Annotated in this window: 20 protein-coding genes; 13 read left to right on the plus strand and 7 right to left on the minus strand. The window is 70.6% G+C overall.

Annotation, left to right across the window (positions count from 1 at the left end):
* Positions 1-136: 136 nt before the first annotated feature.
* Entirely contained in the window at positions 137-1,069 is a 933-nt protein-coding gene (locus ACZ6KY_RS31950; RefSeq protein WP_469313749.1) for an HAD family hydrolase, read from the minus strand.
* Between the two features lie 186 nt (positions 1,070-1,255).
* Between ACZ6KY_RS31950 and ACZ6KY_RS31955 the strand changes: the two genes are divergently transcribed.
* The 5 genes from ACZ6KY_RS31955 (at position 1,256) to ACZ6KY_RS31975 (ending at position 7,012) form a co-directional block, all read left to right on the plus strand.
* Positions 1,256-1,555 (plus strand): glutaredoxin family protein, encoded by a 300-nt coding sequence (locus ACZ6KY_RS31955; protein WP_469313750.1) that lies wholly within the window; start codon positions 1,256-1,258, stop codon positions 1,553-1,555.
* Between the two features lie 342 nt (positions 1,556-1,897).
* Positions 1,898-2,656 carry a redox-sensing transcriptional repressor Rex gene (locus ACZ6KY_RS31960; protein WP_469313751.1) on the plus strand — a complete coding sequence of 253 codons (759 nt, stop codon included), beginning with the start codon at positions 1,898-1,900 and terminating at the stop codon, positions 2,654-2,656.
* Positions 2,653-4,356, plus strand: coding sequence for a glutamyl-tRNA reductase (locus ACZ6KY_RS31965; RefSeq protein ID WP_469313752.1), 1,704 nt, complete (start codon positions 2,653-2,655; stop codon positions 4,354-4,356). Before ACZ6KY_RS31960 ends, ACZ6KY_RS31965 begins: the two co-directional genes overlap by 4 nt.
* The gene (hemC, locus tag ACZ6KY_RS31970; RefSeq protein WP_469313753.1) at positions 4,353-5,312 is read left to right on the plus strand and encodes a hydroxymethylbilane synthase; all 960 of its coding nucleotides are present in this window, start codon (positions 4,353-4,355) and stop codon (positions 5,310-5,312) included. Before ACZ6KY_RS31965 ends, hemC begins: the two co-directional genes overlap by 4 nt.
* Positions 5,309-7,012 carry a bifunctional uroporphyrinogen-III C-methyltransferase/uroporphyrinogen-III synthase gene (locus tag ACZ6KY_RS31975; RefSeq protein ID WP_469313754.1) on the plus strand — a complete coding sequence of 568 codons (1,704 nt, stop codon included), beginning with the start codon at positions 5,309-5,311 and terminating at the stop codon, positions 7,010-7,012. Before hemC ends, ACZ6KY_RS31975 begins: the two co-directional genes overlap by 4 nt.
* A gap of 77 nt (positions 7,013-7,089) precedes the next feature.
* On the opposite strand, the gene ACZ6KY_RS31980 is transcribed toward ACZ6KY_RS31975, so the two are convergent.
* Positions 7,090-7,284, minus strand: coding sequence for a DUF397 domain-containing protein (locus ACZ6KY_RS31980; RefSeq protein ID WP_469313755.1), 195 nt, complete (start codon positions 7,282-7,284; stop codon positions 7,090-7,092).
* Positions 7,281-8,123: a helix-turn-helix domain-containing protein gene (locus ACZ6KY_RS31985; RefSeq protein WP_469313756.1), complete on the minus strand. Its 843-nt coding sequence runs from the start codon at positions 8,121-8,123 to the stop codon at positions 7,281-7,283. The genes ACZ6KY_RS31980 and ACZ6KY_RS31985 overlap by 4 nt, the downstream gene beginning before the upstream one ends.
* 151 nt (positions 8,124-8,274) lie before the next feature.
* Between ACZ6KY_RS31985 and ACZ6KY_RS31990 the strand changes: the two genes are divergently transcribed.
* The 5 genes from ACZ6KY_RS31990 (at position 8,275) to hemB (ending at position 12,955) form a co-directional block, all read left to right on the plus strand.
* The gene (locus tag ACZ6KY_RS31990) at positions 8,275-8,709 is read left to right on the plus strand and encodes an ATP-binding protein (RefSeq protein WP_469313824.1); all 435 of its coding nucleotides are present in this window, start codon (positions 8,275-8,277) and stop codon (positions 8,707-8,709) included.
* Positions 8,710-8,996: 287 nt separating this feature from the next.
* Positions 8,997-10,082 (plus strand): helix-turn-helix domain-containing protein, encoded by a 1,086-nt coding sequence (locus tag ACZ6KY_RS31995; protein WP_469313757.1) that lies wholly within the window; start codon positions 8,997-8,999, stop codon positions 10,080-10,082.
* A gap of 134 nt (positions 10,083-10,216) precedes the next feature.
* Positions 10,217-11,101: a DNA-processing protein DprA gene (locus tag ACZ6KY_RS32000; protein WP_469313758.1), complete on the plus strand. Its 885-nt coding sequence runs from the start codon at positions 10,217-10,219 to the stop codon at positions 11,099-11,101.
* A gap of 13 nt (positions 11,102-11,114) precedes the next feature.
* Positions 11,115-11,864, plus strand: a complete 750-nt coding sequence (locus ACZ6KY_RS32005) for a hypothetical protein (protein WP_469313759.1) — start codon at positions 11,115-11,117, stop codon at positions 11,862-11,864.
* Positions 11,865-11,962: 98 nt separating this feature from the next.
* Positions 11,963-12,955, plus strand: coding sequence for a porphobilinogen synthase (gene hemB, locus ACZ6KY_RS32010; protein ID WP_469313760.1), 993 nt, complete (start codon positions 11,963-11,965; stop codon positions 12,953-12,955).
* 51 nt (positions 12,956-13,006) lie between these two features.
* Here the strand turns inward: hemB and ACZ6KY_RS32015 are convergent, their stop codons facing one another.
* Positions 13,007-13,750, minus strand: coding sequence for a DUF4232 domain-containing protein (locus ACZ6KY_RS32015; RefSeq protein ID WP_469313761.1), 744 nt, complete (start codon positions 13,748-13,750; stop codon positions 13,007-13,009).
* 209 nt (positions 13,751-13,959) lie between these two features.
* Here ACZ6KY_RS32015 and ACZ6KY_RS32020 point away from each other — a divergent pair, with 209 nt between their 5' ends.
* Entirely contained in the window at positions 13,960-15,423 is a 1,464-nt protein-coding gene (locus ACZ6KY_RS32020; RefSeq protein ID WP_469313762.1) for a helix-turn-helix domain-containing protein, read from the plus strand.
* A gap of 72 nt (positions 15,424-15,495) precedes the next feature.
* Positions 15,496-16,398 carry an SAM-dependent methyltransferase gene (locus tag ACZ6KY_RS32025; RefSeq protein WP_469313763.1) on the plus strand — a complete coding sequence of 301 codons (903 nt, stop codon included), beginning with the start codon at positions 15,496-15,498 and terminating at the stop codon, positions 16,396-16,398.
* 118 nt (positions 16,399-16,516) lie between these two features.
* Here the strand turns inward: ACZ6KY_RS32025 and ACZ6KY_RS32030 are convergent, their stop codons facing one another.
* Positions 16,517-17,395, minus strand: coding sequence for a DUF4253 domain-containing protein (locus ACZ6KY_RS32030; protein WP_469313764.1), 879 nt, complete (start codon positions 17,393-17,395; stop codon positions 16,517-16,519).
* A gap of 114 nt (positions 17,396-17,509) precedes the next feature.
* Complete coding sequence (argS, locus tag ACZ6KY_RS32035) at positions 17,510-19,279, minus strand: arginine--tRNA ligase (RefSeq protein WP_469313825.1); 1,770 nt, start codon at positions 19,277-19,279, stop codon at positions 17,510-17,512.
* Positions 19,280-19,447: 168 nt separating this feature from the next.
* On the opposite strand from argS, the gene lysS reads away from it, so the two are divergent.
* Positions 19,448-21,211: a lysine--tRNA ligase gene (lysS, locus tag ACZ6KY_RS32040; RefSeq protein ID WP_469313765.1), complete on the plus strand. Its 1,764-nt coding sequence runs from the start codon at positions 19,448-19,450 to the stop codon at positions 21,209-21,211.
* Positions 21,212-21,303: 92 nt separating this feature from the next.
* Here the strand turns inward: lysS and ACZ6KY_RS32045 are convergent, their stop codons facing one another.
* Positions 21,304-22,659, minus strand: a complete 1,356-nt coding sequence (locus ACZ6KY_RS32045) for a DUF2637 domain-containing protein (protein ID WP_469313766.1) — start codon at positions 22,657-22,659, stop codon at positions 21,304-21,306.
* Between the last annotated feature and the right edge of the window lie 146 nt (positions 22,660-22,805).

Consider the following 22,805-nt stretch of genomic DNA (forward strand, 5'->3'; position numbering starts at 1 on the left):
CCCTCCCCCCCCCCCCCCCCCCCCCCCCCCCCCCCCCCCCCCCCCCCCCCCCCCCCCCCCCCCCCCCCCCCCCCCCCCCCCCCCCCCCCCCCCCCGATGCCACAGCGAACCTGTGGGAGCCGCCGACGGCCGACGGTCAGCGGCGGCGACGGTGGAGCGCGATCGCGGCGGCCGTGCCGCCGGCCACCGCGCCCACCCCGGCCGCGGCGGGAATCCCGACCTTCGCGGCCTTGCGCGCCGTGCGGTAGTCCCGCAGCCGCCAGTCGAAGTCCCGCGCGTGCCTGCGCAGTTTCGAGTCCGGGTTGATCGCGTACGGGTGCCCGACCAGCGAGAGCATCGGAATGTCGTTGTGCGAGTCGCTGTACGCCGCGCAGCGGGACAGGTCCAGGTTCTCCGCGGACGCCAGCGCCCGTACGGCCTCCGCCTTCGCCGGACCGTGCAGCGGTTCGCCGACCAGCTTGCCGGTGTAGATCCCGTCCACCGATTCCGCGACCGTGCCCAGGGCGCCCGTGAGGCCGAGCCGCCGTGCGATCACCGTGGCGATCTCCACCGGCGCCGCCGTGACGAGCCACACCTTCTGGCCGGCGTCCAGGTGCGCCTGGGCGAGCGCGCGGGTCCCGGGCCAGATCCGCTCGGCCATGTACTCGTCGTAGATCTCCTCGCCGATCGACATCAGCTCGGAGACCCGGTGGCCCTTCACGATCGACAACGCGGAGTCACGCGCTTCCTGCATGTGCTCCGGGTCCTCGACACCGGCCAGCCGGAACCACGCCTGCTGCCAGGCGAACCGTGCGAGGTCGCGGGTCTCGAAGAACTTCCGCTTGTACAGCCCCCGTCCGAAGTGGAAGAGGGCAGCACCTTGCATCACGGTGTTGTCGAGATCGAAGAACGCGGCGGCCTTGTCGTCGCCGAGCACCGGGAAGTCGGGTTCCTCCACGGCGTCCGGTGGCGCCAGTTCTTCCAGTTCCTGCGAGGACTTGCGCGCTGCCTCCGCCGAGGCTTCGCCTGCCAACACACTCCGCGCGGTGGCGGAGCGCCTACGGGGAGTGAGCCATCCGAGAGCGGCCATGTCGTGAGCATAGCCAGTCTGTTCGGTGCTTCCGGAGTCGAGAGGATTCGGCGCTGTGAACTCTCCGCGACCAGGCCGTTAAAGGACCCGCCCGATTCGCTGTCACCGCGGCGCGTCGGCCCCGCGCGCGGGCCTGTTGTCGCATAAAGAGCGGAGCGCGCCCACCAAGGCGTCCAGGGCGGGAGAATGGCGCGTATGAGCCCCATGTTCCGGCGCAGCGACCGCCGTACGGAGAGGAAGGCGCCCGAGGAGCGTCTGGTCACGTTGATCAGGAAGCCCGGGTGTCATCTGTGTGATGACGCACAGGAAGTGATCGAGAAGGTGTGTGCCGATCTCGGGGTCCCCTGGGAGGGGAAGGACATCACCGAGGACGAGGAGCTGCACCGCCAGTACTGGGAGCAGATCCCGGTCGTGCTGGTGGACGGCGCCCAGCACACCTTCTGGCGCGTGAACGAGGAACGCCTTCGCAAAGCCCTCGCACAGTGAGTCGTGCGTCGGGACGCCCACCGCGCCCGTGATGTACCCCGACTTGTGACCTGCCTGAGCAGCCCGGGTAGCCGGGAAAGTCGCCTAGGATCGACGGCGATTGGTCTCGGGGGCGGGATTCGTTGAGGAGAGTGTGCGGTTTTGCCCCCTTCCAGTGCGGAACAAAGCCGTCCGCGCGCCGGTTCCATACGGGCGCGCCGGGCATGCGTGACCCCGGTCACGTTGGCCGGGCAAATCGGACACCGTCTTTGTGCACGCGTTCACAAAGACATAGCCTGCATTCGACGGGGCGGTCTAGGTATGTGTGACCGCCTGCAGCCCCGCTCTACCCGCAGGAGCACCGTGGCAACTGGCCGAACTCACCGACCGGCGACCCGCAGCCGAGGAATTCCCGAGGCCACCGTCGCCCGGCTTCCGCTGTACCTCCGAGCCCTCACCGCACTGTCGGAACGCTCGGTACCCACGGTCTCATCCGAGGAGCTCGCGGCCGCGGCGGGGGTCAACTCCGCGAAGCTGCGCAAGGACTTCTCCTACCTCGGCTCCTACGGGACGCGCGGTGTGGGCTACGACGTCGAGTATCTCGTGTACCAGATCTCCCGCGAACTGGGCCTCACCCAGGACTGGCCGGTCGTGATCGTCGGCATCGGAAACCTCGGTGCGGCACTGGCCAATTACGGAGGGTTCGCCTCCCGCGGATTCCGTGTGGCGGCGCTCATCGACGCCGATCCCGCGATGGCCGGGAAGCCCGTCGCCGGTATCCCCGTCCAGCACACGGACGAGCTGGAAAAGATCATCGACGAGAACGGTGTCTCGATCGGTGTCATCGCGACCCCGGCCGGAGCCGCCCAGCAGGTCTGCGACCGCCTGGTGGCCGCCGGAGTCACCTCCATCCTGAACTTCGCGCCGACCGTCCTGTCCGTCCCGGACGGCGTCGACGTGCGCAAGGTCGATCTCTCCATCGAGTTGCAGATCCTCGCCTTCCACGAGCAGCGCAAGGCCGGCGAGGAGGCCGAGGCGCAGGCCGGTGCCGTCGCCACGGCCGCGCAGGAGAACGACGGCAAAGGGCCCGACGGGGATGTTCCCGCCGTGATGCCGGCATGAGTCTCCTCGTCGTCGGACTGAGCCACCGCAGCGCTCCGGTCAGCCTCCTTGAGCGGGCCGCGCTGTCTGCGGACGCCCAGGTCAAGCTGCTCCAGGACACCCTCGCCGCCGAGCCGGCCGCCGAGGGCGCGGTGCTCGCCACGTGTAACCGCATCGAGCTGTACGCCGACGTGGACAAGTTCCACGCGGGCGTCGCCGAGCTGTCCACGCTCCTCGCCCAGCACAGCGGCGTCGGGCTGGAGGAGCTCACCCCCTACTTGTACGTGCACTACGAGGACCGGGCCGTCCACCACCTCTTCTCGGTGGCCTGCGGCCTGGACTCGATGGTCGTCGGCGAGGGCCAGATCCTCGGCCAGATCAAGGACGCGCTCGCCACCGCGCAGGAACTGCACACCGCGGGCCGCCTCCTGAACGATCTGTTCCAGCAGGCCCTGCGGGTCGGCAAGCGCGCCCACTCCGAGACCGGCATCGACCGCGCCGGACAGTCCCTGGTCACCTTCGGCCTGGAGCAGCTGTCCGCCGGGCGCGCCGTCGAGGCCTGGGCCAAGGGCAAGAAGGCCCTCGTCATCGGCGCGGGCTCGATGTCCTCGCTGGCCGCCGCGACGCTCGCGCGAGCGGGCGTCGGCGAGATCGTGATCGCCAACCGCACCCCCGACCGCGCCGAGCGCCTCGCCGAGATCCTCAACGGCGGCGACGACACGGACGTGCTGGCCCGCGCGGTACCGATGGACTCGGTACGGGGCGAGCTGACACGTGCCGACATCGCCGTCTCCTGCACCGGAGCGACCGGGATCGTCCTGACGGCCGAGACCGTCGCCGCCGCCGTCGAAGGCCGTACGGGAACACCCGCGGCCCTGCGCGAGACGGCGGCCGGCCCGGCCGGTCACCTCGCTCCCGCCGGTGCCGGCACCGAGGACGCCTGTCCGCTGGACCTGGCCGCCGTGCAGGGCGCCACCGGCTTCTCCGTCATGGGCGAGGCGGCCGTCGCCGGCATGGACGCCGCCACCCTGGAGCAGCACGCGGCCTGGGTGGACAAGGGCACCGGAACCGTCGAGCGCCGCGACAGCCGTCGTACGCCCGATGAGGACGCCGACCTGATCACCGCGCTGGCCGCCACCGTCGCCACCGTCGGCCGCGTCCCCGAGCGCCGCAGGCCCGAACCCGTCGTCGAGGTCCCGCGCCCCGCGCCGGTGCTCGCGCTGCTCGACCTCGCGATGCCCCGTGACATCGACGCGGCCGTGCACCGGCTGCTCGGTGTGCGGCTGGTCGACCTGGAGTGGCTGGCCGAGGCCTCCGCGGACGCGCCGATGGCCGCCGACGTGGACCAGGTGCGCCGGATCGTCTCCGACGAGGTGGCCGCGTTCGGCGCCGCGCAGCGGGCCGCGCACATCACGCCCACCGTCGTGGCGCTGCGCGCCATGGCCGCCGACGTCGTCGCGAACGAGATCACGCGGCTGGACGGACGGCTGCCGGACCTCGACGACAAGCAGCGCGGCGAGATCACCCAGACCGTGCGGCGCGTCGTCGACAAGCTGCTGCACGCGCCGACCGTACGGGTCAAGCAACTCGCCGCCGAGCCCGGCGGTGCCGGGTACGCGGACGCGCTGCGGACCCTGTTCGACCTGGACCCGGAGACGGTCGCCGCCGTCTCGCGGGCCGAGAACAACACCGAGAACGCCAAGAACCGAGGGCGAGCATGAGTGAGCAGGCTTTGAGGCTCGGGACCAGGCGCAGCAAACTCGCCATGGCCCAGTCCGGGCAGGTGGCGGATGCCGTGAGCAAGGTGACCGGACGGCCCGTCGAGCTCGTTGAGATCACGACGTACGGCGACATCTCCCGCGAGAACCTCGCGCAGATCGGCGGCACGGGCGTCTTCGTGACCGCGCTGCGGGAGGCACTGGTGCGCGGGGAGGTCGACTTCGCCGTGCACTCCCTCAAGGATCTGCCGACCGCGCAGCCCGAGAACCTCGCGCTGGCCGCCGTGCCGGTGCGCGAGGACGCGCGCGACGTACTCGTCGCCCGTGACGGACTGACCTTCGAGGAGCTGCCGGACGGCGCCCGCGTCGGCACCGGCTCGCCGCGCCGTATGGCCCAGCTGAACGCGTACGCGCGCAGCCACGGCATGACGATCGAGACGGTCGCCATCCGGGGGAACGTCGACACCCGCATCGGGTACGTCCACGCCGGGGAGCTCGACGCCGTCGTGCTCGCCGCCGCTGGACTCAACCGGATCGGCCGGATCGACGAGGTCACCGACTTCCTGTCGGTCGACACCGTTTTGCCCGCCCCCGGCCAGGGGGCACTGGCGATCGAGTGTGCCGCGGACAACGCGGACCTCGTCGCCGCGCTCGGAGAGCTCGACGACCCGTTCACCCGGGCCGCCGTGACCGCCGAGCGATCCCTGCTTGCCGCCCTGGAGGCCGGTTGCAGCGCACCTGTGGGCGCGTTCGCCGACCTGCTGGACGATGGGCAGATTGTCAAGGAGATGCGCCTGCGCGGCGTCGTCGGCATGACCGACGGCTCGACGCTGGTGCAGCTGTCCACCACCGGTCCCGTGCCCGAGACACATGACCAAGCGATGTCGCTCGGCCGTGAACTCGCTGCCGAGATGCTTGCCAAGGGCGCGGCCGGTCTGATGGGGGAGCGAGCACTGTGAGCCCCACCAAATTTCCCGCCGGTCCGGTCCACGGGCACGTCACCTTCCTGGGTGCCGGACCCGGAGATCCAGGGCTGCTGACACTGCGCGCCGTCGAGGCGCTGGCGAACGCGGACGTCCTCGTCGCCGAGCACGAGGTGCTCGACGTGGTGCGCGTTCACGCCAGACAAGGCGTCGCCGTTCTGAACACGGATCCGGACACTTCGCCGGTTCCGTACCAGAGCACAGGCACGCCTCAGCTGACGGTTGTTGACAGCACGTCAACAACCGTTGGTGACCCCGCGTCGAGGGACGCTGCCAATCTTGTCATGACGGCCGCGCGGGGCGGCAAGCGGGTCGTACGTGCGGTGTCCGGTGACCCCGGGCTCGACACCTACGCCGCCGAGGAGATGCTGGCCTGCGCCCGCGCGGGCGTTCCGTTCGAGGTCGTGCCCGGCATCGCGGCCGCCGTCGGTGTGCCCGCCTACGCGGGTGTGCCGTTGCGGGACGCGCAGGGCGCGGACGTACGGTTCGTCGACGCGCGGACCGCCTCGAACCGCTGCTGGAGCGAGGTCGGCGCCTCCGACGGCACCGTCGTGGTGTCGGCGACGCTCGACTCGGTGGCCGCGGCCGCGGGTGAGCTGGTGGCCTCCGGCCGCAAGCCCGACACCCCGATGTCGGTGACGATCGCCGGTACGACGACCCGCCAGCGCACCTGGTCGGCCACCCTCGGCACGATCGCGCAGACGCTGAAGCAGGCGAAGGTGCTGCCGTCCCCGGACGGTGGCCGCCCGGTGATAGCCGTGGTCGGTGAGCGTTCCTCCGCCGCCCAGCGTGACCAGTTGTCGTGGTTCGAGTCCAAGCCGCTGTTCGGCTGGAAGGTGCTCGTGCCGCGTACGAAGGAGCAGGCGGCGTCGCTCTCCGACCAGCTTCGGTCGTACGGGGCCGTGCCGTACGAGGTGCCGACGATCGCCGTCGAACCTCCGCGCACGCCCCAGCAGATGGAGCGCGCGGTCAAGGGTCTGGTGACGGGCCGCTACGAGTGGATCGCCTTCACCTCGGTGAACGCGGTCAAGGCCGTGCGGGAGAAGTTCGAGGAGTACGGGCTCGACGCCCGTGCCTTCGCGGGCATCAAGGTCGCGGCGGTCGGCGAGTCGACCGCGAAGGCGCTCATCGCCTTCGGCGTGAAGCCGGACCTGGTGCCGAGCGGCGAGCAGTCGGCCGCGGGTCTCCTGGACGACTGGCCGCCCTACGACCCGGTCTTCGACCCGATCGACCGCGTCTTCCTGCCCCGGGCCGACATCGCCACGGAGACCCTCGTCGCCGGGCTCATCGAGCTGGGCTGGGAGGTCGACGACGTCACGGCGTACCGCACCGTGCGCGCGTCGCCGCCGCCGGCGGACACCCGCGAGGCGATCAAGGGCGGCGGCTTCGACGCGGTGCTCTTCACCTCGTCGTCGACCGTGCGGAACCTGGTCGGTATCGCCGGCAAGCCGCACAACGTGACGGTGATCGCCTGTATCGGCCCCGCGACAGCCAAGACGGCCGAGGAGCACGGGCTGCGGGTCGACGTGATGGCTCCGGAGCCCTCCGTGCACAAGCTGGCGGAGGCCCTGGCGGACTTCGGCCTGCGCCGCCGCGCCGCCGCGCTGGACGCGGGGGACCCGGTCACCCGGCCGAGCGAGCGGCGTCCGGGATCGCGCAGGCGCCGGACCACCTGACGCCCCGCGCCTTCGAAGCGCACACGCCCCGCCGTCTCCTACGGGAGACGGCGGGGCGTTCTTCGTCGTACGCCCGGTCAGACGGACGGCAGGAAGGCCGCCCAGGCGGTCGGGGTGAGGGTGAGGCGGGGGCCGCCGGGGTTCTTGGAGTCGCGGACGAGGACTCCGTCCGGGGCGGCGGCCACTTCGACGCAGTCGGGGCCGTCAGCCGTGCTGTAGCTGCTTTTTATCCACTCCGGCCCGGCGTCGGCTGCGGAAGCCTTGAGCGTCATGTCTTCGTGTCTCCCAGTGCTTTCTCGATGAAGGCCAACGACTCCTGAGGGCTGAGAGCCTGCGCGCGAAGGACTCCGTAGCGGATGTCGAGGACCGTCGTTTCCTTGGGGTCGGTCATCACCCGGCTGCTGAGCGGCGCCTCGCTGAACGCAACGGTGGCCCCGTCTCTGAGCTTGAGGAGCCTGAACGAACCGTCGGTACCCGAGTTCTCCTCGCAGTCGAGGGGCAGGACTTGCAGGTCCACGTTGCGCCACTGGCTCACCTCCAACAGCCGTTCGAGCTGCTGTCGCAGGACCATCTTGCCTCCGATGGGCCTGCGCAGAGTCGACTCGCACTGAACGAAACTGAAGACGCGCGGTCCCGCCGAGGGGGCCAGGATCTTCTGACGTGCGCAACGCGCCGCGACCTGTTGTTCCACCTCGTCCTCACTGAACGGTGGCCGACGCGCGTCGAAAATCGCCCGTGCGTACTCCTTGGTCTGCAACAACCCATGAATCACGGAGTTGTTGTAGGCGCCGAGCTCGATCGCGTCCGCCTCAAGCCTCTTCAGGTCCCGTACCTTCTTCGGGTAGCGGACCTCCGCCAAGTCCTCCTTCAGGGCCGAGAGTCTGCCGCCCGCCGACAGGATCTCGTCCGCGCGGTCCAGGTATTCGGACCGGGGGATGCGCCGCCCCCGTTCGACGGAGGAGACCAGTTCCTCCCCGTATCCGATGGCCGCTCCGAACTCGGCCTGGGTGAGGCCGGCGGACTCCCGCCACAGCTTCAACTGGCGCTGGACGGTTCTCATCACCGCCCCGGCCTCTTCGTCGTCCTCCGGCCCCGCGTCCCATGCGCTCACGCCCGTCGCCCTCCAGCCGCGCACTTCCCCGCCCAACCCCGCCACCGGCTCCCCGGTCACCCCGTACAGCCCGGACAGAACCGGACGCCACCCGGACAGACACCGTCCGCACGGGCTGCCGCACTTCACAGGGTACGTACGCAAGAACACGCTGAGTGACGTGAATCAACGAACTGCGCACGCTCCGCTCCATCACTTCTCGGTGCCGCTCTCCGCCACCCGGCGGGGCGCCCGCCTCGCCCGACTGCTCGCGGCCGAGCAACTGCACGACTGGGGGCTGCCGTTGGACCCGGCCAGGCTCGTCGTCGCCGAACTCGCCGCGAACGCAGTCCTGCACGGACGCGTCCCCGGCCGGAGTTTCCGTCTCACCCTCTCCGTCCTCTCTCCCCGGACGCTGAGCGTGGAGGTCACCGACGCCCGGGGCGAACGGTGGCCCACCCGGGTGAGGGGCGGGGCCGAGAGGCGGTCCGAATCGGGCTACGGGCTGCTGCTGGTGGAGGAGTTGGCGGACCGCTGGGGTGTTCGGCAGGGGCCGGTGCCGTGCAAGACGGTGTGGGCGGAACTCGATCTCGGGCTTGGCCGGTGACGCTCGAACCGGAGCCCGGTGAGGCGTACTTCGGTGGCGTGAGGGCCGGAGCGGCGGGCGGTAAGAGAAGTAAAGAACCCGGGGAAAACCCTTCCAACCAACCAAACCCGGCTCATGTCACACGAGCGGGTGAAACAGGCCGGTACGGGTGGCGCGTGGGCGGTCCGGACGTGCACGCTCGCCGCAAGCAACGTCCCCAACTCCACATCCCCACACATGCTTCGGCCCCCGCCGGGACGGCAATCCCAGTGCGAGGGCCTGACCAACGAGGAAGCAGTACCTTCCCCATGGCTGTGTCCAAGCTTATCGATGCCCTGCTCCCGAGTCAGGGAGTACGGCGCAACGACACCCACTCCGGTGTCACGCACGTACGTGAGTACCAGTCCGACCGGTACACGATCGTCGGCAACCACCTCGCCCAGCACCGGGGGCTCTCCGCGACCGCGATCGGGATCGCCGTGCACATCCTGTCGCTGCCCGAGGGCGCGCGGGTCGACATCCGCAGCCTCGCCGAGCGGTTCCCCGAAGGGCGGGCCCGAATCGGCTGCGCGCTGCGGGAGTTGGAGGCGCGCGGCTATGTCGAGCGCGTGCGGGAACGGCTCCCTTCCGGGCAGATGATCACCCGTACATACGCCTTCCACGCCCCGGCGCTCACCCGGGCCCGGCGGGAGGCGGGGCCGGATGCCGCCGCCCCGGCCGCCCCGGCGCGCGAGGCCTCCCCGACGATCAGGACCGCACCGGCCTCGGACCTTCCGGTCCAGGACCCCATCGCCCCCGACGGTCCGCCCTCCGAGGCCGAATCCGAGGCCGTGTCCGAGCCGGTCGTGGCAGCCGACGTCGCACGCCTCGGCGGATCTGCCCCCGACGCGGGGCCGGTCACCGAGGCTGCCGAGCCTCCCGAGTCGACCGCCGCCCCCGCCGAGTCGGGGCCGCCCCGCAGCGAGCACCGCGACAAGGCCGAAGCGCTGCTCGCCGGGCTGCGTCGGACCGACATCCGGCTGACGCTGTCCGGGCGGGAGGTGCGGCGCCTGGCTCCCCTGGTCGTCGCCTGGTTCGAGAACGGTCTCGGCAGAGCGTCGGTGATCCACGCCCTGACCGACGACCTTCCCCTCCACGTACGGAACCCGGCCGGCTTCCTCCGCAACCGCCTGCTGGACCTGCTTCCACCGGCGCTGCCGTCCCCTCCGGAGGCCGGTGGGGGCGGGCCGCTCCTGAATCAGCAGCCGCCCCGTTCATCCGCCATGCCGGACTGCGAAGGCGGCTGCGAGAGGCCCTTCAGGGCACCGTTCCGAGGAGCGTGGTGCCGTGACTGCCGTGCCGCCCGGCCCGGCGAAGCTCCCGTGGCTCCCGTGACCGTGCCGGCCCTCGTCTGAGCTCCCTGAGAGGAAATGGCTCCGTGATGAAGACAGGACACCGGGTTGCGACCGGCCGCCAAGGGAACGCCCTCTTCCGAAGCGGCAACTCATGTTCAGCCGCCCGGCTCGTACGGCCTTCTTATACTTGCCGCATGGACCAGGAGCTGGAGCGCGCCGCCCTTGTCGCCCTGCTGCGGCGCGGCGATCGCCCTTGGCCTGACCTCACGGATCAGATCGAGATCGTCGGCAGCGCCCTCGAAGTCCTGGAGAACGCGTTGGACGCCTCGGGGCAGGGCGCGCTCTTCGACACAGGTCCCCCGGCGGATCTCGACGAAGTCGCAGCCGAGATCGCTGCCTGGGAGCGCGAGGGCATGCGGTTGGTCACGATCCTCGACGAGGACTACCCGCTCTATCTCAGACTGGTCCACCAGCGTCCGCCGCTCCTGTTCCTGCGTGGTGGCTCTGCTGAAGCGGACCTGCGGGTCGCCGTGGTCGGAACCCGCACCCCCAGCCCCGAGGGTGTCGCCCACGCTCGTGCGATCGCGGGCGGCCTTGCCGAGCGTGGCGTCACCGTGGTGAGTGGGCTCGCCGCCGGAATCGACACCGCCGCCCACGGGTCCGCTCTCGCGGTGGACGGGCGTACCGTCGCCGTCATCGGCACCGGCCTGCGTCACACCTACCCCGCGCAGAACGCACGGCTTCAGCAGGAGATCGCCGAGCGTGGACTGCTGATCTCCCAGTTCTGGCCCGACACACCCCCGTCCAAGACGTCCTTCCCCATGCGGAACGCGGTGATGAGCGGCTACAGCCTGGCCACCGTCGTCATCGAGGCGGCCTACCGCAGTGGCGCCCGAATGCAGGCCCGCCTCGCGCTGGAACACGGTCGTCGGGTCTTCCTCATGCGCTCCCTCATGACACACGAATGGGCGAGGGAATACGCGGCACGACCCAATACCACCGTCATCGACGGTCCCGAGGACGTATTCCGTCGACTGGACTCCCTCGTCCCGGTCACGGGCGAGCTGACCTGGACATAGGGGCGCTGCCTGGATGGCGACCGTCGTCGGACTGTCGGACCGTTATGCCAACTTCCTCATTCACCCGCTGCCGCCCGGCCCAGGCGTGTGCCAGATCTGCCGGGGCCCGGCCAGAGTCGGATATCCGACCTGCTGGTGGTGCAACCAGGCGGGCACGGTGCTCGGGGCGGGCGTCGCCGACACCGTGGTCCCGATCAGCCTGGCCTTGAAGGGGGAGCAGTACGCCAACGAACTCTGGCGCTACAAAAACGCTCCAGGCGCCCAGCAGCGGTACTTCCGTACGGGACTCGCGGCTGTTCTGTGGCGTTTCCTCTCCTGGCACGAACGCTGTATCGCCCATCAATGCCGGGTCCCTGGCTTCGACGCCGTCACGACAGTGCCCAGCACGAGCGACCGAGCGGATCATCCCCTGCGCGCCATGGCCGCAGACATGGTCGGTGTCACGCGCGAGCGCTACCGCGACCTTCTCGTACCGGCACCGAAGGCAGCTGCTCTCGGCCGCGAGGTATCGCTCGCGCGTTACGCCTCGTCAGCGCTGTGGGGTGAGAACGTGCTGCTGATCGACGACACCTGGGTCACCGGAAACCATGCACAGTCCGCTGCCGCCGCGCTCAGAGCAGCCGGCGCCGGGAGCGTCGCCGTCGTGGTCCTGGGGCGTCATCTCAACAAGAGCTACGAAGACACGGCCGTCCACATCGAGCAGGCGCGGCTTCGGCGATTCGCCTGGGATGTCTGCCTGCCGCGACCCTGGAGCCACGGCTGACGGGTTCCGATCGCCCCTCGCCGTTCCCGCCGGGGGCCTGGCGGGCTCCGACACCGCGTCGGTATAGGGGCCTCTGGGGCGGGCGTAGCGTAGACGGCATGACGAAGTACGGATCCTTCCCCGGTACGCGTCCGCGGCGGCTGCGCACCACGCCCGCCATGCGCCGGATGGTCGCCGAGACCAGGCTGCACCCGGCCGACTTCATCCTCCCCGCGTTCGTCCGCGAGGGTGTGAGCGAGCCGGTGCCGATCAGCTCAATGCCCGGGGTCGTGCAGCACACGCGGGACAGCCTGAGGAAGGCGGCCGTGGAGGCGCTGGAGGCCGGGGTCTCCGGGATCATGCTCTTCGGGGTTCCCGAGGAGTCGAAGAAGGACGCCGTGGGGACGCCCGGCACCGACCCGGACGGGATTCTGCAGGTCGCCCTGCGCGACGTCCGCGCCGAGGTCGGCGACGAACTGCTCGTGATGTCCGACCTGTGCCTCGACGAGACCACCGACCACGGACACTGCGGTGTGCTCGACGACCAGGGACGGGTCGACAACGACGCCACCCTGGAGCGGTACGCCGAGATGGCCCAGGTACAGGCCGACGCGGGTGCCCATGTCGTGGGCCCCAGCGGGATGATGGACGGTCAGATCGGTGTCATCCGTGACGCCCTCGACCAGATCGGCCGCGAGGACGTGGCCATCCTGGCCTACACCGCCAAGTACTCCTCCGCCTTCTACGGCCCCTTCCGGGAGGCCGTCGGCTCCTCGCTGAGGGGCGACCGCAAGACGTACCAGCAGGACCCGGCCAACGCGCGGGAGTCCCTGCGGGAGTTGGCGCTGGACCTGGAGGAGGGCGCCGACATGGTGATGGTGAAGCCCGCGGGCCCCTACCTCGACATCCTCGCCCGGGTCGCCGACGCGGTGGACGTGCCGGTCGCCGCCTACCAGATCTCCGGCGAGTACTCGATGATCGAGGCCGCCGCCGAGAAGGGCTGGATCGACCGGGACAAGGCGATCCTGGAGACCCTGACCGGCATCAAGCGCGCCGGCGCGCAGAACATCCTCACGTACTGGGCGACCGAGGTCGCGCGGAACCTGCGTTAGCGGCCCCGCGGGCGGGGTGGTTCCGGCGACCTCGGTCGGGGCCGCGCCCGCTCAGTAGGTGAGCGCCGCGTCCAGGGTCTGCTGCCAGTACGTCACCGTGAGCTTGTCGTCGACGTAGACGCCCTTCGCGGGGAGGGCCGGGGTCGCGGCGACGCCCTTGCCGAAGCCGACCTTCAGCGTCTTGGCGGTGTAGCCGTTGCCCCCGCTGCCGTCGGCGGCCGACAGCAGCACGCCCGCGTAGCCCGACTCACCGGGAGCGAGGGTCACGACCGCCTGCGGGTGCGTCTCCTCCGCGACCGGCGGGACGGACTGGGCCTGGTCGAAGCGGACGATCGGATAGCCGGTCAGGTCGCAGTTCTTCGTGCCGGTGTTGGTGACGGTGAGCAGCAGGTGGTTGAGCGGACGGGACACCGCGGTCGCGGTCGTCTTGGTCGTGGAGCCGTCGCAGGCCACGTTCCTGGTGCCGGTCTGCCCGGTGGAGCCGGTCGTGGAACCGGTGCCGTTCTTCTTGCCGGAGCCCTGTGCGGAGCCGGCGGCGGTGGACGTGCTCTTCGAGCGGCCCGTCGAGCTCGCGGTGACGTTGCCCGCGGGCTTCGCCGTCGAGCCCGCGTCGGCTGCCGTTCCGCTCGGCTGCGCCGAGGACGCGGACGTGTCGGACGGGCCTTCGCCGCGTACGCCGTCGCCGTCGTTGCACGCCGTGAGGGTGAGCGCGGCGAGTGCGACCGCCGTGGCGGCGAGGAAGCGGGTACGGGCGGTACGAGTGGTGTGTGCGGTACGGGTGGTGCGTGCGGACATGGTGATCCCCCTGGGGTGTCGCTGATGGGTCAGCCGCTCGACCGGTCGGCGGGAGCGGCGTGCTTGGATGACCGAAGCTTGTGCGGTGTTCCGTCCCGGCAGCCACCATCGCCGGGGTATTTGGGACGCCGGAACGTTCGCACAGGGTCTGAGCTGGGAAAACAGTGTCGCCCTGGAACACGGTCCGGGACGCGGGGGATGGAGGAACGGTGGCGGGGGACGAGTTCGCGGGACTGTTGCGGGCGCTGAAGGCACGGTCCGGGCTCAGCTACGGGGCGCTCGCCAAACGGCTGCACGTGAGTACGTCCACATTGCACCGGTACGTCAACGGGGATGCCGTACCGACGGATTACGCGCCCGTGGAGCGCCTCGCGCGTGTCTGCCGGGCGACTCCGGAGGAGCTGATCGAGCTGCACCGGAGCTGGGTCCTCGCGGACGCGCTGCGGAGGCAGAAGGCCCCGGGCGCGGGGACCCTGCCGGGCGCGGCGGGCGCGGCGGTAGTGAGATCGGCAGCCGTGACGGTCGTGGTCGCGGAAGGCGCGGGGGAAGGTGCCGAGACGGCAGGCGGGAGCGCGGGGGCGGAGTCCGGCCCGGATGGCGGGGTGGCCGGGAGCCCGGCGGAGGCCGGGAGTCCGACGGGTTCCGTGCCGCTGGCGGGTCAAGTGGCCGTGGCTTCGGCCTCGGCTTCGGTGCCCGAGCCGGGGCCGATGCCCGAGCCGATACCGGGGCCGGTGAAGCGGAGCCGACGGGCTCTGCTGCTCGCCGGTGCCGTCGCTGTCGTGGTGACCGCGATCGTGTCCACCACACTGGCCGTGCACTTCGGGTCCGGCGGAGGTGACGACGACTCCAAGGGAAAGGCCGTGGCCCTCGGCGTACCGCCCGCGACAGGCACGCGTGACACCGGTACGACACCCGACGCCCACCACGCGTCGGCCTCGCACAGCGGCAGGCCCAAGGTGTCCAGCTCGACGATCGCCGGGGCCGTCGACGAGAACGGTGTGGTCGAGAGCGGTGCGGCCGACGGCGGTCCGGCCGAGAAGGCCGAGGCCGGCACGGCCGAGGACGGCGCCGGAGCGCCGGCCGTCGTCGCCGACGGGTACAAGTGGGACGGCCCGTGCGGCCAGCACTACTTGGTGAACCGGGACGCCGCGCAGGTCCCCCCGCCGCCGCCGAACGAGTCGGACGCGCGCGGCTGGGTCACCGCGCTCGGCGGGGTCGCGAGCGGGGAGCAGATGGTCGCGCTGACGGTCCAGGGCACCGGCAGGGCGACCGTCGTCCTGGAGGCGCTGCACGTGCGGGTGGTGCAGAAGGACGTGCCGCTCGCCTGGAACGACTACGCGATGGGCGTGGGCTGCGGTAGCGGAGTGCAGACGAAATCGTTCACCGTGGACCTCGACGCGGGGCAGCCCGTGACCGCGCTCAAGAACGGGCAGCGGGATTTCCCGTACAAGGTCAGCGAGTCCGATCCCGAGGTCTTCTACGTGGTCGCGGACGCACGGGCGCACGACGTGAGTTGGTACCTGGAACTCGACTGGTCCAGCGGGACGAAGAGCGGCACGGTACGCGTCGACGACCACGGGAAGCCGTTCCGGACGAGCGGGAACACGGGCAGGCCCGCGTACGACCATCCGCTGGGCGGCAGCGAGTGGGAGGTGGCTCCCACTGCGGGATGAGGACGCGATCAAGTCCCTTCAGGAGTTAGGTTGTTGGCCGTCGAATGACGCGACTCTCCAGGGAGATGCCCCATGTCCGGTGACGCGCTCAGCCAGGACCCCGCGGAGCTGAGAAGGAGGATCGACACCACCAAGGCGCACCCGGCCCGGGTCTACGACGTCTTCCTCGGCGGCAAGGACAACTACCCCGTCGACCGGAACGCGGCCGCCGCCGCGCTCGCCGCGAACCCGCGGGGCTACCTCGACGTGCGGCACAACCGCGACTTCCTGCGCCGCGCCGTGACCACGCTGACCGCCGAGGACGGCATCCGGCAGTTCCTGGACATCGGCACAGGGCTGCCCACCCAGGAGAACGTCCACCAGATCGCCCAGCGGATCACCCCGGACGCACGGGTCGTGTACGTCGACAACGACCCGGTGGTCCTCGCCCACGCGCGCGCCCTGCTCACCAGCGGGCCCGAGGGCCGTACGGACTACCTCGACGCGGACCTCAAGGAGCCCGGCCAGATCCTCGAACAGGCCGCCAAGACAGTCGACTTCGACCGGCCGGTCGCCCTGGTGCTGGTCGCGGTCCTGCACTTCGTCGAGGACGCGGAGGCGTACCCGATCGTGCGGGGACTCGTCGACGCGCTGCCGTCCGGCAGCCGGCTCGTCCTCAGCCACCTCACCGAGGACCTGAACGCGGAGAACATCCGCGCGGTCCAACGGACCTTCACCGAGCGGGGGTTCACCTTCGTCCTGCGCTCGAAGGCCGAGGTCGAGCGCTTCTTCACCGAGAACGGCCTGGTACTGGACGAGCCCGGTGTCGTCCCCGCCCACCACTGGCGCCCCGACGGCAACGCCCCGGCCCCCGAGGCCGCCGACCCCGCCTTCCTGGCCACGCTCGACGACATCGAGAAGGTCCGCTACCACGACATCGACGACGTCACGGACGCGGACATCAACGTCTACGTCGCGACGGGCGTCAAACCCTAGGCGCCGCCGTGAGGGGGTTGCCTCCGGTCACGGCCAAGTCCCCAGGGGGCACCGGCTGTCCGTCGATGCCCCCGTTCGAGTTCCTGATCCGGGCTGCCGGTACTGCCGACGAGGGGGCTCAGTCCCACCAGAAGGACCACACGCGCTCGTTCAGCACCTCCTGCTCGGCGTACGCGCGCAGGGTCGGGTGGTGGCCCTGGGTGATGTTGTCCGGGCAGAAGGCGAAGTGCTCGGCGGCGACCGCCTCCGCCTCCTCCATGGTCGTCGGCGGCGCCGCGACGGACACCACCAACTGGTCGAAGGTCAGGGCCACCACCCGTATCCCGAAGCGGTCCTCCCAGGAACGGAGGACGGCGCACAGGCGCGCCACGTCGTTCTCGTGGTTCAGCGGGCCCGCCCAGCCGAGCGCCGCCGGGATGTCCGCGCTGCGGCGCGCCGGAACGAGGGCGAGGCGAGGCTCCTTCAGCCGCGAGCCGCTGTCCGCGAGGGAGTCGGCGGTCTCCGCGGCGCGGGCGTCCGGATCGGCCGCCGGCGGGGTGGCGGCGGCGAGCCCGGGCCATATGGGGCCGTACGGCGCGACGGTCGCGTCATAGGGGTCCGGCTTGCCGAAGAGGCTCTCCATGACCTCCCTGCTCGCGAACTCCTTGTCGCCGTCGAGTTCGTCCGCCGCGTACCGCTCCCAGAACTCGGCCAGCACCTCGTCGGCGTCGTGGTCCCCGGGGTACGACACCTCGTCGGGCGCCAACTCCCAGTCCTCTGGGCCCTTCTGCGCGCCGCCGACGTCCAGCAGCACGGGCAGCAGGCCCGACGCCCGGGCGGGCCTCGACGCGGTCCAGTCCCCTGGGGCGGGTCGCTCCTCGGCGTGCCACAGCAACGGCTCGTGCCACGGGCCGTCGTGGGTCGTGTCGATGAGTCTCCCGGCGGGGAGCTGAAGCCCGAGCGCGCGCCCGCTCGGGTCTGCCGTCAGCCGCGGCAGCGGATTGGGAAGAGTCGCCATGCCGGAGACTGTAGGGGCCACCACTGACAACGGGCGGCCCGCTTCCCGCCGGGCCGCGGCGAAGAGCCCCGCACCCCGGTGATCCTGGGTGCGGGGCTCTTCACGGAGCCGTGATCAGAGCCGCTCGGGCGTCCTGATGCCCAGCAGGGCCATGCCCTGGTGCAGCGTGCGGGCCGTCAGGTCGCAGAGGAACAGGCGGTTCTCCGCGACCTCTTGTGCCGGCGCCGGCTTGATGACCGGGCACTGGTCGTAGAACGTCGTGTAGAGCGAGGCCAGTTGGTACAGGTACGCCGCCAGCTTGTGCGGGGCGTACTCGGCGGCGACCTCCTCCAGCGTCTCGCCGAACCGGTCCAGGTGCAGACCCAACGCCCGCTCCGCGGGGGCCAGTTCGAGCTCCGGGTGGGCCAGCGGCGCACGGTCGCCGGCCTTGCCGAAGATCGACCGGATACGGGCGTACGCGTACTGGAGGTACACGGACGTGTCACCGTTCAGGGAGACCATCTGGTCCAGGTCGAACTTGTAGTCCCGGACGGCGGAGGTGGACAGGTCCGCGTACTTCACGGCGCCGATGCCGACGTACCGGCCGTTCTCCTCGATCTCCCGCTCGCTCAGGCCCACCTTCTCGGCCTTCTCCCGTACGACGGCGGTGGCGCGGTCGATCGCCTCGTCGAGGAGGTCGACCAGTCGGACCGTCTCGCCCTCACGCGTCTTGAACGGCTTGCCGTCCTTGCCCAGCACCGTGCCGAAGGCGAGCTGGTGGGCCAAGACGTCGTCGTTCAGCCAGCCGGCCCTGCGCGCGGTCTCGAAGACCATCTTGAAGTGCAGGGACTGCCGGGCGTCCACCACGTAGATGAGGCTGTCGGCCTTCAGGTTGACGACACGGTCGCGGATCGCGGAGAGGTCGGTCGCCGCGTAGCCGTAGCCGCCGTCCGACTTCTTCACGATCAGCGGGACCGGGTTGCCGTCCGGGCCCTTCACATCGTCGAAGAACACGCAGAGCGCGCCGTCCGAGCGGACCGCCACGCCCGACTCCTCCAGGAGGCGGCACGTCTCGTCCAGCATGTCGTTGTAGCCGGACTCGCCCACCACGTCGGCGTCGCGGATCTCCATGTCCAGCTTGTCGAAGACCGAGTAGAAGTAGATCTTCGACTCGTTCACGAACGTCTGCCACAGCGCCAGCGTCTCCGACTCGCCAGCCTGGAGGTCCACCACCCGCAGCCGTGCCCGCGTCTTGAACTCCTCGTCGGAGTCGAAGAGGGACCGCGCCGCCTTGTAGAGCCGGTTCAGGTTCGACATGGCCTCCTCGCCGGAGACCTCGCCGCCCTTGTGGTCCAGCTCGTGCGGGTGCTCGATCAGGTACTGGATGAGCATGCCGAACTGGGTGCCCCAGTCGCCGATGTGGTGCCGCCGCACGACGGACTCGCCCGTGAACTCCAGGATCTGCACCACCGCGTCGCCGATGACCGCGGACCGCAGGTGACCGACGTGCATCTCCTTCGCCACGTTCGGCTGCGCGTAGTCGATCACCGTCGTGCCCGGGTGCTCCGCGAGGGGCACCCCGAGGCGCGCGCCGTCCGCGTACCGCTCCGCCAGGTTCGCGACGATCGCCCGGTCGGTGATCGTGATGTTCAGGAAGCCGGGCCCGGAGACCTCGATGTCCTTGATCACGTCACCCGACTCGACCCGGGACACGACCTGCGTCGCCAGCTCGCGCGGGTTCGCCTTCGCCTTCTTGGCGAGGGCCAGGATCCCGTTGGCCTGGAAGTCGGCCCGGTCGCTTCGGCGCAGCAGCGGGTCCGCGGAACCGGCCTCCGGCAGTGCTGCCGAGAGGGCGTCCGCGAGGCGCTGGTGGACGGAAGCGGTGAGGGACGTGACCGAGGCCATGGAGTGGCTGCCGTTCTGCTCGGGTTCCGGAGTTTGCGCGTACAAGGTGAGTACAAGGCGAGTACAGGGAAAGCCAGTATCCCACGCGGTGAAAAGCCGTTTTCGCGGTTGGGGTCCGAGCTGGGAGAATGGTCGGGTCAGCCGTACTCGCGTATGAGAAAGAAGGACGTGCCGATCGTGGCTCAGAGCACCGAGACCACCGACTGGGTCTCCCGTTTCGCGGATGAGGTCATCGAGGAGTCGGAGCGTCGGGCCCCGGGCGCGAAAGACTCTGGCGCCACCGCACCGGTCGTCGTCGCGTCCGGTCTCTCCCCGTCCGGCCCGATCCACCTCGGCAACCTCCGCGAGGTCATGACCCCGCACCTCGTCGCCGACGAGATCCGCCGCCGCGGGTACACCGTGCGCCACCTGATCTCCTGGGACGACTACGACCGCTACCGCAAGGTTCCGGCGGGCGTGGCGGGCGTCGACGAGTCCTGGGCCGAGCACATCGGCAAGCCGCTGACCTCCGTCCCGGCCCCGGCCGGTTCGGCGTACCCGAACTGGGCCGAGCACTTCAAGGCCGCCATGACCGCCGCGCTCGCCGAGCTCGGCGTCGAGTACGACGGGATCAGCCAGACCGAGCAGTACACCGCGGGCACCTACCGCGAGCAGGTCCTGTTCGCGATGAAGCACCGCGGCGACATCGACGCGATCCTCGACCAGTACCGGACCAAGAAGGCCCCCGCCAAGAAGCAGCAGGGCCAGAAGCCGGTCGACGAGGCCGAGCTCGAAGCCGCCGAGGGATCGGGCGCCGCCGCCGAGGACGACGGCAGCTCCGACTCCGGGTACTACCCGTACAAGCCCTACTGCGGGCGGTGCGAGAAGGACCTGACCACCGTCACGTCCTACGACGACACGACGACCGAGCTGTCGTACACCTGCTCCGCCTGCGGCTTCACCGAGACCGTCCTGCTCAGTGAGTTCAACCGCGGCAAGCTGGTCTGGAAGGTCGACTGGCCCATGCGCTGGGCCTACGAAGGCGTCGTCTTCGAGCCGAGCGGTGTCGACCACTCCTCCCCGGGATCCTCCTTCCAGGTCGGCGGGCAGATCGTCGGTCTCTTCGGCGGCAAGCAGCCCATCGGGCCGATGTACGCCTTCGTCGGCATCTCCGGCATGGCCAAGATGTCCAGCAGCAAGGGCGGGGTCCCCACCCCGGCCGACGCGCTCCAGATCATGGAGCCGCAGCTGCTGCGCTGGCTGTACGCCCGCCGCCGCCCCAACCAGTCGTTCAAGATCGCCTTCGACCAGGAGATCCAGCGGCTCTACGACGAGTGGGACAAGCTCGCCGGCAAGGTCGCCGAAGGCTCGGTCCTCCCGGCCGACGCCGCCGCGTACACCCGTGCCGTCGGCACCGCCGCCGGGGACCTGCCCAGGACCCCCCGCCCGATGGCGTACCGCACCCTCGCCTCCATCGCCGACATCACCGCCGGCGCCGAGGACCAGACCCTGCGCATCCTGAGCGAGCTCGACCCCGAGAACCCGCTCACCTCCCTCGACGACGTCCGTCCCCGCCTCGACAAGGCCGAGACCTGGATCAACACCCAGGTCCCCGCCGAGGAGCGCACCGTCGTGCGCGACGAACCCGACGTCGAGCTGCTAACGTCCCTCGACGACGAGGGCCGTGAGTCGCTGCGCCTGCTCCTGGACGGACTGGAGCGGAACTGGTCCCTGGACGGCCTCACCCACCTCGTCTACGGCGTTCCCAAGGTCCAGGCGGGCTTCTCCGCCGACGCCACCGCCAAGGAACTCCCCGCCGAGATCAAGGTCGCCCAGCGCACCTTCTTCGCCCGGCTCTACCACCTGCTCGTCGGCCGCGACACCGGGCCGCGTCTGCCCACGCTGCTGCTCGCCGTCGGACAGGACCGGGTGCGCAAGCTGCTCAGCGCGTAACCGCACGCCGTACGGAGTACGAGGAAGGGGCGCCCGGTGATCACCGGGCGCCCCTTCCTCGTACTCGCCGACGCGCTCGCGCGCCGACGTGCCTAGGCGATGTGGTCCTCCTGGAGTTCCGCCGTGTGGCGGTTGGTGAAGCGGTGGACCATGCGGTCGGCCTCGCGCTGCGGGAGCGTGAGGCGGTACGTCGCCTCCACGTCACCCCTGAACTGGCCCGAGGTCGGGTAGCTGCCGTCTATCGACTTCTTGAAGACCAGGTAGTAGTCCTCCTCGGTCGGCTCCGTGCTACCGCCCGAACCCATCCCACGGGTACGGCCCGGGCCGGACGGGATCGGGAAGGTACCCGTGTCCTCCGGAGAGGGCTCCGGGACGGGCTCGGGTGCGGGGGCCGGCGGCTCCTGGTACTGCTGCCCGAACCACCGCTGCTCCTCGAACCTCTGCTGCTCCTCGAACCGTTGCTCTTCTGGGAACTGCTGCTGGGACCGGAACTGCTGCTGTTCCTGGAACAGCTCGGCCTGCTGCTGCTCCGCGTACCACTGCCGGTACGCCGTGTCCGGGTCGTAGCCGCCCTGGTACGCGATGGACTGGGGGTCCCGCGCCTGGAGCCACGGATTCTGTGGCTCGGCGTAGTCCGCAGGCTCGGGGCGTTCGCCGCCCTCGGGAGCGGGGCGCTGCTCGACGGGCTGGGGCTGAGGGGCCGCCGCGGGTTCGAGGGTGCGACTGCTCGCGGACGCGTCGGCCGGCGCCAGGGCGGGCGCCGGCGCCGGCGGCAGCAGCGCGGGCTCGATGCCCGCCGCCGCCAGACCTGCCGGGGCCGTCTCCGACAGGGGGATGCCGTAGCGCGCCAGGCGCAGCGGCATCAGGGACTCCACGGGGGCCTTGCGGCGCCAGGCGCGGCCGAAGCGGGAGTTCAGGCGGGCCTGGTAGACGAGACGTTCCTGCTCCAGCTTGATGACCTGCTCGTAGGAGCGCAGTTCCCACAGCTTCATCCGGCGCCACAGCAGGAACGTGGGGACCGGGGAGAGCAGCCAGCGGGTGAGGCGGACGCCCTCCATGTGCTTGTCGGCCGTGATGTCGGCTATTCGGCCGGTCGCGTGGCGGGCCGCCTCGACCGAGACCACGAACAGGACCGGGATGACGGCGTGCATGCCGACACCCAGCGGGTCCGGCCAGGCCGCGGCGCCGTTGAACGCGATCGTCGCCACCGTCAGCAGCCACGCCGTCTGGCGCAGCAGGGGGAACGGGATGCGGATCCAGGTCAGCAGCAGGTCCAGAGCGAGCAGGACGCAGATACCCGCGTCGATGCCGATCGGGAACACGTACGCGAAGTTCCCGAAGCCCTTCTTGATCGCCAGCTCACGGACCGCCGCGTACGAACCGGCGAAGCCGATTCCGGCGATGACGAGCGCACCGGCGACGACCACGCCGATGAGAATCTTGTGCATCCGTGTCAGCTGTATGGGCGCGGCCACCTGTACTCCCCTCCCCTTGCGTGTTGTTGCGCGCAACAGAGTGGCACATGTGTGTGGCATACGGATGCGCGGTATGGGCGGAGCCCGGTCCCCGAGAGAACCGGGCCCCCTTAACTGTC

Source organism: Streptomyces sp. NPDC042002 (assembly GCF_055588305.1).

What these genes read in the sequence shown, in the direction of transcription:
- ACZ6KY_RS31950 (WP_469313749.1), bottom strand. Translation starts at nt 1,069, where the DNA reads ATGGCCGCTCTCGGATGGCTCACTCCCCGTAGGCGCTCCGCCACCGCG.
- ACZ6KY_RS31955 (WP_469313750.1), top strand. Translation starts at nt 1,256, where the DNA reads ATGGCGCGTATGAGCCCCATGTTCCGGCGCAGCGACCGCCGTACGGAG.
- ACZ6KY_RS31965 (WP_469313752.1), top strand. Translation starts at nt 2,653, where the DNA reads ATGAGTCTCCTCGTCGTCGGACTGAGCCACCGCAGCGCTCCGGTCAGC.
- hemC (WP_469313753.1), top strand. Translation starts at nt 4,353, where the DNA reads ATGAGTGAGCAGGCTTTGAGGCTCGGGACCAGGCGCAGCAAACTCGCC.
- ACZ6KY_RS31980 (WP_469313755.1), bottom strand. Translation starts at nt 7,284, where the DNA reads ATGACGCTCAAGGCTTCCGCAGCCGACGCCGGGCCGGAGTGGATAAAA.
- ACZ6KY_RS31995 (WP_469313757.1), top strand. Translation starts at nt 8,997, where the DNA reads ATGGCTGTGTCCAAGCTTATCGATGCCCTGCTCCCGAGTCAGGGAGTA.
- ACZ6KY_RS32000 (WP_469313758.1), top strand. Translation starts at nt 10,217, where the DNA reads ATGGACCAGGAGCTGGAGCGCGCCGCCCTTGTCGCCCTGCTGCGGCGC.
- ACZ6KY_RS32005 (WP_469313759.1), top strand. Translation starts at nt 11,115, where the DNA reads ATGGCGACCGTCGTCGGACTGTCGGACCGTTATGCCAACTTCCTCATT.
- hemB (WP_469313760.1), top strand. Translation starts at nt 11,963, where the DNA reads ATGACGAAGTACGGATCCTTCCCCGGTACGCGTCCGCGGCGGCTGCGC.
- ACZ6KY_RS32015 (WP_469313761.1), bottom strand. Translation starts at nt 13,750, where the DNA reads ATGTCCGCACGCACCACCCGTACCGCACACACCACTCGTACCGCCCGT.
- ACZ6KY_RS32025 (WP_469313763.1), top strand. Translation starts at nt 15,496, where the DNA reads ATGTCCGGTGACGCGCTCAGCCAGGACCCCGCGGAGCTGAGAAGGAGG.
- ACZ6KY_RS32030 (WP_469313764.1), bottom strand. Translation starts at nt 17,395, where the DNA reads ATGGCGACTCTTCCCAATCCGCTGCCGCGGCTGACGGCAGACCCGAGC.
- argS (WP_469313825.1), bottom strand. Translation starts at nt 19,279, where the DNA reads ATGGCCTCGGTCACGTCCCTCACCGCTTCCGTCCACCAGCGCCTCGCG.
- ACZ6KY_RS32045 (WP_469313766.1), bottom strand. Translation starts at nt 22,659, where the DNA reads ATGCACAAGATTCTCATCGGCGTGGTCGTCGCCGGTGCGCTCGTCATC.